The 13,070-nt window shown below is 71.3% G+C and carries 10 protein-coding genes; 8 read left to right on the top strand and 2 right to left on the bottom strand.

The window, feature by feature from the left end; all coding sequences use genetic code 11:
- Positions 1-4: 4 nt before the first annotated feature.
- Entirely contained in the window at positions 5-1,900 is a 1,896-nt protein-coding gene (locus tag ACXJMZ_RS04180; RefSeq protein ID WP_457028606.1) for a glycoside hydrolase family 3 protein, read from the top strand.
- 25 nt (positions 1,901-1,925) lie between these two features.
- Entirely contained in the window at positions 1,926-4,103 is a 2,178-nt protein-coding gene (locus ACXJMZ_RS04175) for an RICIN domain-containing protein (RefSeq protein WP_457028605.1), read from the top strand.
- A gap of 34 nt (positions 4,104-4,137) precedes the next feature.
- On the opposite strand, the gene ACXJMZ_RS04170 is transcribed toward ACXJMZ_RS04175, so the two are convergent.
- Positions 4,138-4,845 carry a hypothetical protein gene (locus ACXJMZ_RS04170; protein ID WP_457028604.1) on the bottom strand — a complete coding sequence of 236 codons (708 nt, stop codon included), beginning with the start codon at positions 4,843-4,845 and terminating at the stop codon, positions 4,138-4,140.
- A gap of 154 nt (positions 4,846-4,999) precedes the next feature.
- Here ACXJMZ_RS04170 and bioB point away from each other — a divergent pair, with 154 nt between their 5' ends.
- From bioB to bioD, 3 genes are all read left to right on the top strand, one after another.
- Entirely contained in the window at positions 5,000-6,226 is a 1,227-nt protein-coding gene (gene bioB, locus ACXJMZ_RS04165) for a biotin synthase BioB (protein ID WP_457028603.1), read from the top strand.
- Positions 6,227-6,293: 67 nt separating this feature from the next.
- Positions 6,294-7,526 (top strand): adenosylmethionine--8-amino-7-oxononanoate transaminase, encoded by a 1,233-nt coding sequence (locus ACXJMZ_RS04160; RefSeq protein WP_457028659.1) that lies wholly within the window; start codon positions 6,294-6,296, stop codon positions 7,524-7,526.
- A complete protein-coding gene (gene bioD / locus ACXJMZ_RS04155) occupies positions 7,523-8,245 on the top strand; it encodes a dethiobiotin synthase (protein ID WP_457028602.1) in 723 nt (240 codons plus the stop codon). Before ACXJMZ_RS04160 ends, bioD begins: the two co-directional genes overlap by 4 nt.
- A 13-nt stretch (positions 8,246-8,258) precedes the next feature.
- Here the strand turns inward: bioD and ACXJMZ_RS04150 are convergent, their stop codons facing one another.
- Positions 8,259-9,593: a DUF4419 domain-containing protein gene (locus ACXJMZ_RS04150; protein WP_457028601.1), complete on the bottom strand. Its 1,335-nt coding sequence runs from the start codon at positions 9,591-9,593 to the stop codon at positions 8,259-8,261.
- Between the two features lie 264 nt (positions 9,594-9,857).
- Between ACXJMZ_RS04150 and ACXJMZ_RS04145 the strand changes: the two genes are divergently transcribed.
- The 3 genes from ACXJMZ_RS04145 (at position 9,858) to ACXJMZ_RS04135 (ending at position 13,068) form a co-directional block, all read left to right on the top strand.
- Entirely contained in the window at positions 9,858-11,282 is a 1,425-nt protein-coding gene (locus tag ACXJMZ_RS04145; RefSeq protein WP_457028600.1) for an amino acid permease, read from the top strand.
- A 122-nt stretch (positions 11,283-11,404) separates the two neighbouring features.
- Positions 11,405-12,592: an AAA family ATPase gene (locus ACXJMZ_RS04140; RefSeq protein ID WP_457028599.1), complete on the top strand. Its 1,188-nt coding sequence runs from the start codon at positions 11,405-11,407 to the stop codon at positions 12,590-12,592.
- Positions 12,589-13,068 (top strand): bpX5 domain-containing protein, encoded by a 480-nt coding sequence (locus tag ACXJMZ_RS04135; protein WP_457028598.1) that lies wholly within the window; start codon positions 12,589-12,591, stop codon positions 13,066-13,068. The genes ACXJMZ_RS04140 and ACXJMZ_RS04135 overlap by 4 nt, the downstream gene beginning before the upstream one ends.
- Positions 13,069-13,070: the final 2 nt, after the last annotated feature.

Genomic DNA, 13,070 nt, shown 5'->3' with positions numbered 1-13,070 from the left:
CTGCATGAAACGGCACACCCTGCTCGGCGCTGCCCTGCTCACCACCGCAACCATCGCTGCTGGCACGCTCTCTGTCGTACCGTCAGCAGCCGCGGGCAGCACCTCGCCCTACCTCAACCCCCGCCAGCCGGTGGAGCGCCGGGTGAACGACCTGCTGGCCCGGATGACGCTGCCGGAGAAGATCGGCCAGATGACCCAGGCCGAACGCAACGCGGTCGACGGCGACCAGGCGAAGATCACCGAGCTCGGCCTCGGCTCGCTGCTCTCCGGCGGTGGCTCCACCCCCACCCCCAACACCCCGGCTGCCTGGGCCGACATGGTCGACGGTTACCAGGCCCGCGCACTGGCCGGCCGGCTGCACATCCCGCTGCTGTACGGCGTGGACTCGGTGCACGGCCACGGCAACCTGGTGGGCGCCACGGTCTTCCCGCACAACATCGCCCTCGGGGCCACCCGTGACCCGGAGTTGGTCCGCGAGGCCGCCCACATCACCGCGACCGAGACCAGGGCGACCGGGCCGCAGTGGGTGTTCGCCCCCTGCCTGTGCGTGGCCCGGGACGACCGCTGGGGCCGCACCTACGAGAGCTTCGGTGAGGACCCCGACCTGGTCACCAGCCTGGAGACCGCGATCGACGGCTTCCAGGGCCGCGACGCGAGCCAACTCGACCGCCCCGACCGGGTACTGGCCACCGCGAAGCACTTCGCGGGCGACGGCTCCACCGCCTACGGCTCCTCGGCCGGCGACTACAAGCTGGACCAGGGCGTGACCATCACCTCCCACGAACGGTTCGGCCGGATCGACCTGGCACCGTACGTCGCGGCGGTCCGGGAGCACCGGGTCGGCAGCATCATGCCGTCCTACTCCAGCGTGGACTGGACCGAGGACGGCGTCGGCAACCCGGTGAAGATGAGTGCCCATCACGAGCTGCTGACCGAGGTGCTCAAGCAGAAGATCGGCTTCGACGGATTCCTGATCAGCGACTGGGACGCGATCAACCAACTGCCCGGTGACTACCCCGCCCAGGTCCGGACGGCGGTCAACGCGGGGCTGGACATGTTCATGGTGCCGTACAGCGCCGCCAAGTTCGAGCAGGCGCTGCTCACCGAGGTGCAGGACGGCCGGGTGACCACCGCCCGGATCGACGACGCCGTCCGCCGGATTCTCCGCGCCAAGTTCGAACTCGGCCTGTTCGAGCACCCGTTCACCGACCGCCGGTACGCGGGCACCATCGGCTCGCCCGAGCACCGCGCGGTGGCCAGGGAGGCGGTCGCCAAGTCCCAGGTGCTGCTGAAGAACGACCACCGCGCGCTGCCGCTCAAGCGCGACCAGCGGATCTACGTCGCCGGCGCCAATGCCGACAACCCCGGCAACCAGGCCGGCGGTTGGACGGTCAGCTGGCAGGGCGCCTCCGGCGCCACCATCCCCGCCACCACGATCCTCGAGGGCATCCGCCAGTACGCCCCGGACGCCGCGTACAGCCTAGATGCCTCGGCCCCCACCGCCGGCTACCAGGTCGGCATCGTGGTGGTCGGCGAGACCCCGTACGCCGAAGGCGTCGGCGACGTCGGCAACAACGGCCACACCCTCGAACTCTCGGCCGCCGACCGGGCGAACATCGACCGGGTCTGCTCCGCCATCGCCACCTGCGTGGTGCTGGACGTGGCCGGGCGCCCGCAGATCATCACCGACCAACTGCCCAAGCTGGACGCCTTCGTGATGTCCTGGCTGCCCGGCAGCGAGGGCGCCGGCGTGGCCGACGTGCTGTTCGGCGAGCGCGGCTTCTCCGGGAAGCTCCCGGTCAGCTGGCCGCGCAGCGAGGCCCAGGAGCCGATCAATGTCGGCGACCGCGACTACGACCCGCTGTTCCGGTACGGCTTCGGCCTGACCACCCGCCGCTGATCCCCCACATCAGGAGCGAACACCCGTGAATCCAAGACAACGACGCTACGGCATACGCCTGTTCACCGCTGCCACCCTGCTGGCACCGGCCGCCCTGGTCTCCTCCTCCGCACCCGCCGAGGCCGCCGTCCCGACCGGCTGGACCACCCTGGTCAACCGCAACAGCGGCCGCTGCGTGGACGCCGCGGCTGCGGCCACCGCCAACGGCACCGCCGTCCAGCAGTACGCCTGCAACGGCACCAGCGCGCAGCAGTGGCAGCTCCAGCCGACCGACTCCGGCTACGTCCGGATCGCCAACCTGAACGACGCCACCAAGGTGATCGACGTGACCGGCGTCTCGACCGCCGACAGCGCCAAGCTCCAGCTCTGGGCGTACGGCGGCGGCGCCAACCAGCAGTGGCTGCCGGTCGAGGAGGCCGGCGGCGGCTACCACCTCGTCAACCGCAACAGCGGCAAGTGCCTTGACGTGCCCGGTGCTTCGACGGCCGACAGTGTGGTGCTCCAGCAGTACGCCTGCAACGGCACCACCGCCCAGTCCTTCACCTTCGGCGCCCCGGTCACCCCCGGCAATCCCGACCTCGGGCCGAACGTCACCGTCTTCGACCCGTCGATGCCCGCCGCCTCGATCCAGTCCAAGCTGAACACGGTCTTCCAGCAGCAGGAGACCAACCAGTTCGGCACCCAGCGCCAGGCCCTGCTGTTCAAGCCCGGCAGCTACAACGTCGATGCCAACGTCGGCTTCTACACCCAGGTCGCCGGTCTCGGCCTCTCCCCCGACGACGTCACGATCAACGGCGGGGTGCACGCCGAGGCGGACTGGTTCCAGGGCAACGCGACCCAGAACTTCTGGCGCTCGGCCGAGAACCTCTCGGTCAACCCGCCCTCCGGGACCGACCGTTGGGCAGTTTCGCAGGCCGCCCCCTACCGCCGGATGCACGTCCGGGGCAACCTCCAGCTGGACGACGGAGGCTGGTCCAGCGGTGGCCTGATGGCCGACTCGAAGATCGACGGCCAGGTCCGCTCCGGCTCCCAGCAGCAGTGGCTGTCCCGCAACTCGCAGTGGGGCAGCTGGAGCGGCTCCAACTGGAACATGGTCTTCGTCGGCGACGTCAACGCCCCCGCCAACACCTTCCCGAACCCGCCCTACACCACGGTCGCCCAGACCCCGGTGGTCCGCGAGAAGCCCTTCCTGTACGTGGACTCCGCCGGGGCGTACCGGGTGTTCGTGCCCGCGCTGCGCAGCAACTCCACCGGCACCAGCTGGAGTTCGGGCAGCCAGCCGGGCGCCTCGCTGCCGATCGACCAGTTCTTCGTGGTGAAGCCGGGCGCCACCGCGGCCCAGATCAACGCCGCACTCGGGCAGGGCAAGCACCTGCTCTTCACCCCCGGTGTCTACCACCTGGACCAGACCCTGAACGTCGCCAGGGCCGGGACGGTGGTGCTCGGCCTCGGCCTGGCCACCCTGATCCCGGACAACGGGATCACCGCGATGACGGTGGCAGACGTGGACGGCGTGAAGATCGCCGGGCTGCTGATCGACGCGGGCCCGGTCAACTCCCCGGTGCTGATGCAGATCGGACCGGCCGGTACGGCCGCCCGGCACAGCGCCGACCCGACCTCGCTGCACGACGTGTTCTTCCGGATCGGCGGCGCGGGCGTCGGCAAGGCCACCCAGAGCCTGGTGGTGAACAGCTCCGACGTGATCGGCGACCACATGTGGATCTGGCGCGCCGACCACGGCAGCGGCGTCGGCTGGACCAGCAACACCGCCGCCACCGGGCTGGTGGTGAACGGCACCGACGTCACCATGTACGGCCTGTTCGTCGAGCACTACCAGCAGCACCAGGTGATCTGGAACGGCAACGGCGGGCGGACGTACTTCTACCAGAACGAGATGCCCTACGACCCGCCGAACCAGGCCGCCTGGACGAACGGCGCCACCAAGGGGTACGCCGCGTACAAGGTGGCCGACTCGGTCACCACGCACGAGGCCTGGGGCCTGGGCAGCTACTGCTACTTCAACGTCAACCCGGCGGTGGTGGCCGAGCACGCCTTCGAGGTGCCGAACCGCAGCGGCGTGCGATTCCACGACATGGTGACCGTCTCGCTCGGCGGCACCGGGACCATCAACCACGTGATCAACAGCACCGGCGGACCTTCCAACTCCGGCAGCAACGTGGCCAACCTGGTCAGCTATCCGTAACGGCCCTCAGGGCCACACGATCAGAGCTTCCTGATCAGAGCCACATGAACGGCGCCCGGGCGGTGAACGACACCGCCCGGGTCGCCGTGTCCAAGGTGTTGTCGGTGGCGGCCGCCCGCTGGTCGGCGAAGCGCGAGGAGGTGACGGTCAGGTAGTGGCCGACCGCCTCCACCTGAGTACTGGTCACCGGCTTGGCCGCGCCCGGTGAGGGGGAACCGGAGGCCGCCGGGGTGGCGGCGGGGTCGGCCGTGACGAAGGCGATCGCGGTGCTGTCGGCCGCCAACACCTGCCGGGCCTTCTCGGCCCCCGCCTGGTCGGCGAACCGGAGCACCGTCACGCTGCTGGTCACCTGCCGGTCCTCGCGGAGGTACCCGACCGCCACATAGCCCAGGCAGCCGGTCTCGCGCAGCACGTCACGTGCACGGTCGGCCATGGTCTCGACGCAGGGCTCGCCCTGGCGCCCCGCGGTGCGCAGCGCCTTGAACCCGTCCTGTTCGATCGGCTTGGCGGCCGGGAAGTACCGTTCGGCCACGAAGAAGTCCTTCTCGGACAGCGGCTGAACGGGCGGCACGGAGTCGGAGGAGACCACCTGGATGGTCCGCCCGGCGCCTTCCAGCCAGTCGCCGGTCTTGGCCACCACCACCCCTAGGGTGATCGCCACCGCGCCGACGGTGCAGAGGGCGATCGTCCGGCGTCGGCTGCCGTGCGCCCGATGGGTGTGGCGTTCCCCCTGCGTGGTCATGGCGCAGATTCTAAACGGATGATCCGACGAGCGGACCCACGGGGGCGGCGCTGTACCGCACCGGGGTGACTGTGACAACCCGCACACGTTCCGAGAGATCTTCTGGGTGGTTCCCTCTGGCGCGACTCCACGTCCCCCGGGCAGGATCAAGTCCATGGATCTGCTTGACACCCTCACCGCCAAGGGCTTGCGCCGGGAAACTCCCACCCGGGAGGAGGCCCTGGCCGTGCTCGCCACCACCGACGACGAGTTGCTGGACGTGGTCGCGGCCGCCGGCCGGGTGCGCCGTCAGTGGTTCGGCCGCCGGGTCAAGCTCAACTACCTGGTGAACCTCAAGAGCGGCCTCTGCCCCGAGGACTGCAACTACTGCTCGCAGCGGCTCGGGTCCAAGGCCGAGATCCTCAAGTACACCTGGCTCAAGCCGGAGCAGGCCGCCGAGGCCGCCGCCGCGGGTCTCGCGGGCGGCGCGAAGCGGGTCTGCCTGGTCGCCAGCGGACGCGGTCCGACGGACCGTGACATCGACCGGGTGGCCGACACCATCGCCGCCATCAAGGACGCCAACGAGGCCGTCGAGGTCTGCGCCTGTCTGGGCCTGCTCTCCGACAACCAGGCCGAGCGGCTGAAGGCGGCGGGCGCCGACGCCTACAACCACAACCTGAACACCTCGGAAGCCACCTACGGCGACATCACCACCACCCACACCTACGCGGACCGGGTGGACACCGTCACCAAGGCGCACGGCGCCGGGCTCTCCGCCTGCTCCGGCCTGATCGCGGGCATGGGCGAGAGCGACGCGGACCTGGTGGACGTGGTCTTCGCGCTCCGCGAGATCGGCTCCGACTCGGTGCCGGTCAACTTCCTGATCCCGTTCGAGGGCACCCCGCTGGCCAAGGAGTGGAACCTCACCCCGCAGCGCTGCCTGCGCATCCTGGCGATGGTCCGGTTCGTCTGCCCCGACGTCGAGGTGCGGATCGCCGGCGGCCGCGAGGTGCACCTGCGCTCGATGCAGCCGCTCGGCCTGCACATCGCCAACTCGATCTTCCTCGGCGACTACCTCACCAGTGAGGGCCAGGCCGGTCAGACCGACCTCGACATGATCGCGGACGCGGGCTTCGAGGTGGAGGGCGCGGGCGAGCCGACCCTGCCCCGGCACCGCTCGGAGGCCGGACTCGGTGGCGGCTGCGGCACCGGTGGCGGCGGCTGCGGAAGCTCCGGCTCCGGCGACGCCGAGGAGGCGCACGCCTGCGGCACCGGCGGCTGCGGTCCGTGCGGCGGCCACACCCCGGAGGCCACCGACACGCACGAGAACGACGAGCTGCGCTCCGACCTGGTCCGGGTCCGCCGCCGTGGCGCGGGTACCGAACTGGCCCCGAACGCCTAGGAACTGACGCACCGTGAGCACCCTTCTCGACCTCGACCGGGCGCACGTCTGGCACCCGTACGCGCCGATGCCCGGCACCTCGACCCCGTACGTGGTCGAGTCCGCCGCCGGGGTCCGGCTCCGGCTCGCCGAGCCGGTGGCCGGGCACCGGGAGCTGATCGACGGCATGTCCTCCTGGTGGGCCGCGATCCACGGCTACCGGCACCCGGTGCTGGACGAGGCGGTCCGCGACCAGCTCGGCCGGATGAGCCACGTGATGTTCGGCGGGCTCACCCACGAGCCCGCCGTCCGGCTGGCGGCCAAGCTGGTGGAGATCACCCCCGAGCCGCTCCGGCACGTGTTCCTGGCCGACTCGGGTTCGGTGGCCGTCGAGGTCGCGATCAAGATGTGCCTGCAGTACTGGCAGTCGACCGGCCGGCCCGAGAAGCGCCGGATGCTCACCTGGCGCGGCGGCTACCACGGCGACACCTTCCACCCGATGTCGGTCTGCGACCCCGAGGGCGGGATGCACCAGCTCTGGGGCGGGGTGCTGCCGCGTCAGCTGTTCGCGGGCGAGCCGCCGGCCGGTTTCACGGCCGAGCCGGACGAGGCGTACGCCGAACAGCTGGCCGCCCTGATCGCCGAGCACGCGGACGAGCTGGCCGCCGTGATCGTCGAGCCGGTGGTGCAGGGCGCGGGCGGGATGCGCTTCCACTCCCCCGCCTACCTGCGGCTGCTGCGTGAACTCTGCGACCGGTACGGCGTGTTGCTGATCTTCGACGAGATCGCCACCGGCTTCGGCCGGACCGGCGAGCTGTTCGCCGCCGACCACGCGGGGGTCTCCCCCGACGTGCTCTGCCTGGGCAAGGCGCTGACCGGCGGCTACCTGACCATGGCCGCCACCCTGTGCACCGCGCGGATCGCCGACGGCATCAGCCAGGGCGAACTGCCGGTGCTGGCACACGGGCCGACCTTCATGGGCAACCCGCTCGCCGCCGCCGTCGCCAATGCCTCGATCGACCTGCTGCTCCGGCAGGACTGGCGGACCGAGGTGAAGCGGATCGAGGCCGGACTGACCGAGGGGCTGGCCGAGGCGGCCGAGCTCCCCGGCGTCGCCGACGTCCGGGTGCTCGGCGCGATCGGGGTGGTCCAGCTCGACCACCCGGTGGACGTCCGGGCCGCCACCGAGGCCGCCGCCCGGGAGGGCGTCTGGCTCCGGCCGTTCCGCGATCTGCTCTACACCATGCCGCCGTTCATCACCTCCGACGCCGACCTGGCCCGGATCACCACGGCCGTGGCCGCTGCGGCGGTGGCCGGGTGACCGCCACCGTCCTGTTCGTCACCGGCACCGGCACCGAGGTCGGCAAGACCGCCGTCACCGCAGCCGTCGCCGCCCTCGCCCCGTCGGTGGCCGTGCTGAAGCCCGGTCAGACCGGGGTCACCGCGACCGAGCCCGGCGACGCCGAGGAGGTCGCCCGGCTGGCCGGCCCGCACGTCACCATCCGCGAGCTGGCCCGCTACCCCGAGCCGTTGGCCCCCGACACCGCCGCCCGCCGGTCCGGCCTGCCCGCGCTGCGGCCGCAGCAGGTGGCCGACGCCGTGGCCGAACTGGCTTCCGTACACCGGCTGGTGCTGGTCGAGGGCGCGGGCGGCCTGCTGGTCCGCTACGACGCCGACGGCCATACCCTCGCCGACCAGGCGCTCGCCACCGCCGCCCTCGGCCTCCCGGTCCAGGTCCTGCTGGTCGCCTCCGCCGGGCTCGGCACTCTCAACACCACCGCCCTGACCGCCGAGGCGCTGCGCCACCGCGACCTGGACACCCTCGGCGTGGTGATCGGCAGCTGGCCCGCAGACCCGGACCTCGCCACCCGCTGCAACCTCACCGACCTCCCCCGCGCCGCCGGGGCCCCGCTGCTCGGCGCACTCCCGCACGGCGCCCCGCACTCCCCCGACTTCCCCACCCTCGCCAAGTCCTTCCTCGCCCCACCCCTCGGCGGCACCTGGGACGCAGCCGCCTTCACGGCGGCCCACCCGGCCTGATCCACCGTCGGGTTCAGAGTGTCCGCAGGGCCACGCCGAGGTCCGGACCGCAGTTCTCCCAGCACAGGATGTCCCCGGCCTCGGACACCAGGTCGCCGAGGTACCAGTCACCCTCCACGGTCCGGACGACGCAGAATCCCTCCTCCACGTCGATCCCGTAGTCGACCTGGAGCAGCGTGCCCTCGTGCGTGACGGTGCCGAGGGTGTCGAGCGGCCTGGCCTCCCGGCTGCCGGTGAGGCGCTGGATGTCGGCCAGGTACCAGGGCTCGGGCAGGCGGTCGTCGCGGGGGGCGGCGGCAGGGAGCAGCTCGACCACTGCGTGGCCGAGCCGGGGCCTGATCCACTCCTCGTCGCGTTCGATGCCGAGGACTCCGCCGAGGAAGGCCATGTCGAAGGTGCCGGCGGGGGTCTGCCACCGGAACGGGACCCTCGAGACGTGGGAGGGGAAGTCCCCTGCGGATGCACTGTCCGGGCCGAACTCGTCCTTCGGGCGCGGCCCGTCGTCGGTGTACCGGTGGGCGAAGAAGGCGTTGATCCAGCCGGTCACCGAGGCGCCACCGGATCGCGACCGGTACTTGTAGAGCGAGCGCCAGAACTCCTGCTCAACACCTCGCCCTGCCGCCGTCGCGGCGATCTCGTCCAGTACCGGGTGCAGAGCAGTGAACCAGGGCCGCAGCCCCTCGAACCGGTCGGCGAGCCCGCGCACCCGCACCGCCAGCAGGTCCCAGTCCCGGGCCGTTCCCTCCAGCCGGATCCGGGGGATGCCGCACAGGGTCCTCCAACGGAAACGGTAGTACGGGCTGACGACGTCCATCAGCGCCACCAACGCGGCGGTGGCATCGGCGGACGTCGTGGTCGAGAAGGCCGGTTGGAAGAGCTCGGCCATCTCGGTTCCGATCCGCTCGCGCAGCGGCTCCTGCACCAGGTTGATCGAGCGCTCCCAGTCCGAGGGCGCCGAATCGTCGTACACGGTGATGGTCTGCCGAAATCCCGGCGTACCAGTGAACAGCCCCTCGTACGCAACGGAGTTGAGGCGAACGTGCACGGCCACCTCATGCACGACCGCGTACCACAGCAGATCCGGCGAGAGACTCAGCGGAAGGTGCGCGGTGAAGGACAGGTGGAGGGCCCGCAGCAACAGACTGGAGTTCGGCTCGATCGCCCCCGGAGCCGCGGCCTCCCAGCCGACCAGCCGGTCGGTGCTCCGATGGCGGAAAACCGCCGGATCCCGTAGAACAGCCCGCAGGAACCGCTCGTTGCCGATCTCACCGAGTTCCCCGGCAAGCCGAACAGCCTTGGCGTTCCCCTCCGGGTCATCCGTGAGCGGCAGGTAAATCTCGAAAGCCATATCTCCCCCTCGGTCGTCATCCCCGATTCTAGGAACAGCAAGGGCATTCCGACGGTGTGTCAGATTTGAGCTTTCATCATCTCTGGGCCCACCGCCTTGACCTCGGGTTTTGTTGAGATTGAGTGAGCATTTCAAGGTGGTCGGTCCGGTCATCGGTTGATAGCAGTTAGATTGCCTCGCAATACGCGGGTCTGTCCCCCTCTCTCTTCGGCACAACAGGTCGAAGGGTCAGCCGCGTGGGAAAGGCAACAGGCACCCTCACCCATGAGTGCGAACACCACCACCCAGGCCGCGTCGCCTCCGGAGACCCCGGACCACGGCGCATCGGACGGCGGCCACCTGAAGGCCGGGCTCAAGAACCGGCACCTGTCCATGATCGCCATCGGCGGCGTGATCGGAGCCGGCCTGTTCGTCGGTTCCGGCGCAGGCATCGCCTCCACCGGCCCCGGCATCCTGCTGTCCTACGCGCTGGCCGGTGTGCTGGTGGTCATGGTGATGCGGATGCTCGGCGAGATGGCCGCCGCCGACCCGCAGAGCGGTTCGTTCTCCGCCTACGCGGACCGGGCGCTCGGCCGCTGGGCCGGGTTCAGCATCGGCTGGCTCTACTGGTTCTTCTGGGTCGTGGTCCTCGCGGTCGAGGCCACCGCCGGCGCCAAGATCCTCAACTCCTGGGTCCCCGGCGTGCCGCAGTGGGCGTTCGCCCTGGCGGTGATGGCCGTGCTGACGGCGACCAACCTGTTCTCGGTCGCCTCGTACGGCGAGTTCGAGTTCTGGTTCGCGGGCATCAAGGTGGTGGCGATCATCGCCTTCATCGTGATCGGCGGTCTGGCCGTGTTCGGGCTGCTGCCCGGCACCGACGCGGTCGGCATGACCAACCTGACCGGCAACGGCGGCTTCCTCCCGCACGGGGTGGGAGCGGTGTTCACCGGCATGCTGACCGTGGTCTTCGCCTTCATGGGCAGCGAGATCGTCACCCTCGCGGCCGGCGAGTCCGCCGACCCGGAGAAGGCCGTCAGCAAGGCCACCAACAGCGTGATCTGGCGGATCGGAGTCTTCTACCTCGGCTCGATCGCGATCGTGGTCACCCTGCTGCCGTGGAACGACGCCTCGGTGAAGGGCAGCCCGTACGTCGCGGTACTGGAGCACGTGGGCATCCCGGGCGCGGGCCGGGTGATGGACGTGATCGTGCTGACGGCCGTGCTCTCCTGCCTCAACTCGGGCCTGTACACCGCCTCCCGGATGGCGTTCTCGCTCGGGCAGCGGGGTGACGCTCCCCGCGCCTTCGCCCGGGTGAGCGCGCGCGGGGTGCCGCGTACGGCGATTCTGTCCTCGGTGGTCTTCGGCTTCGTCGCGGTGTTCTTCAACTACACCTCACCGGACACCGTCTTCAAGTTCCTGATCAACTCCTCGGGCGCGGTGGCGCTCTTCGTCTGGCTGGTGATCTGCTTCTCGCAGCTGCGGATGCGGAAGATCATCGAGCGGGAGTCGCCCGAGCGCCTCACCGTCCGGATGTGGCTGTACCCCTACCTGACCTGGGCGACGATCGGCCTGATCGGGTTCGTCATGGTGTACATGTTCACCGACGCCGACGGGCGCACGCAGATGTACCTGTCGCTGGTCGCCGCCGCCGTCGTGCTGATCGCGGCAGCCGTCGTGGACCGCCGCCGCAAGGCCGCCCTCCAGGCCTGACGCCGCTTCAGGGGGTTCGGGCTCGGCACTGTCCGCGAGCCCGAACCTCCCCGGTCTCCTGCCCCGACCAAGTCGAAACCCGCTGGTAGGTGGGAATGACGGGCCCGTAGAATCCCCTGCTTGTGACCGAGATCAGTACCGACCCGAACAGCATCCCCGCCGCACCCGACCGCTCGCCGCTGGCTGCGGATGCCGAACTGGTCGGCGCCGCCGTGGCCGCCGCGGGCCGGGGCATGGTCGACCGGGAGACGGTGGCCGAGGTGGTCATGCTCTGTGCGGTCGCGGGGGAGCACCTGTTGGTCGTCGGTGCGCCGGGCACCGCGAAGTCCGAGGCCGTGCGCCGGATGGCCGGTCAGCTCGGCGGCCGCTACTTCGAGTACCTGCTCGGCCGGTTCACCGAGCCGAACGAGCTGTTCGGCCCGGTCGATCTGCGCGGACTCCGGGAGGGCCGGGTCGAGTTCGAGACCGCCGGGATGCTCCCGGAGGCCGAGATCGCCTTCCTGGACGAGGTCTTCCTCGGTTCCACGGCGGTGCTGAACACCCTGCTCGGACTGCTCAACGAACGGGTCTTCCGCCGGGGCCGGACCGTCCTCGCCAGCCCGCTGCGGATCTGCGTGGGAGCTGCCAACCACCTGCCCGAGGACCCGGCGCTGGCCGCCTTCGCGGACCGCTTCCTGGCCCGGGTGTTCGTCGAGCCGGTGGCCGACGCCCGGTTGGAGGAGCTGCTGGAGGCCGGCCGCCGCCCCGCCGCCGCGCCGACCGCCCACGGCACCCCGGGAAGCATGCTCGCCGCCGTGGACCGGCTGGCCGCCGCCGCCCGCGCCTGCGACCTCGACGAGGTCACCCCGCTGGTCGGGACGGCGTTGCGCCGACTGCGCAGCGCCGGGGTGCCGGTCAGCGACCGACGGGCGGTGCGCTCGCAGAAGCTGGTCGCCGCCGCTGCCGTGCTGGACGGCCGTACGGTCGCCTCCGCGCGCGACCTCTGGGTGCTGCCGCTGGTCGCCCCGACCGCCGACACCCAGGCGCTGGCCCGGGACACCCTCGCAGATCTGGTGGAGAAGTCCGCCAACCGCAGCCTGGTGCACGCCGCCGAGGAGCTCTCCCGCAGCACGGCCGCCCGCGCCGAGCGGCTGGCCCACACCGGCACCGCGCTGCTCGCCGAGCACCGGGGCCTGCCCGAGGGACGGGACTCGCGGCTGCGGCTGGAGGCCGCCCTGCGCGAGATCGACGCAGGCTTCGACCCCGCCGACCTGCCGGCCGCGCTGACCGGGATACGGGCCGAGCTGGTCGCGGCGGTAACCCCCTCGTGACCCTCGCCCAGCTCGGCCCGTCCTTCCCCCTCCAATGGGAGCGCCGCGAGCCGCCGCTGCCGTCCGTCGCCGTGCTCGCGGTCGGCGCCGCAGTACCCGGCCTGGCCGTCGCGGCCCGGGAGCGGGTCCGTGGCGGGGCCCGCCTCGCCGTACTCGCCGAGGACGGTCCGAGCCTGCCCGCCACCGACCGGGTGCTGCTCGTACTCGGCGCGGAGCAGGACCTGCCGTGGGCGGACGGCGCTCGCTACCTGGGCCGGGACGCGGGCCTGCTGACGCCCACCACCGCCCGCCCCGCGCCCGCCGCCACCCTCTGGCGCCGAGCTCTCGGCGCGGCGGAGGGTCAGCTGTGCGTGCTCGTCCCCGGTCGCGCGCTGGTCGCCGACCCGCCGGTGCCGCTCGTCTCCGGGGACGCGCTTGATCCGTTCACCCGGCCGACCGGCACCGATCCCGACAGCGGAGCGGACGGCACCTCGTGACC

The organism is Kitasatospora sp. P5_F3 (assembly GCF_054049135.1).
This window is presented reverse-complemented; position numbering and strand designations above follow the sequence as displayed.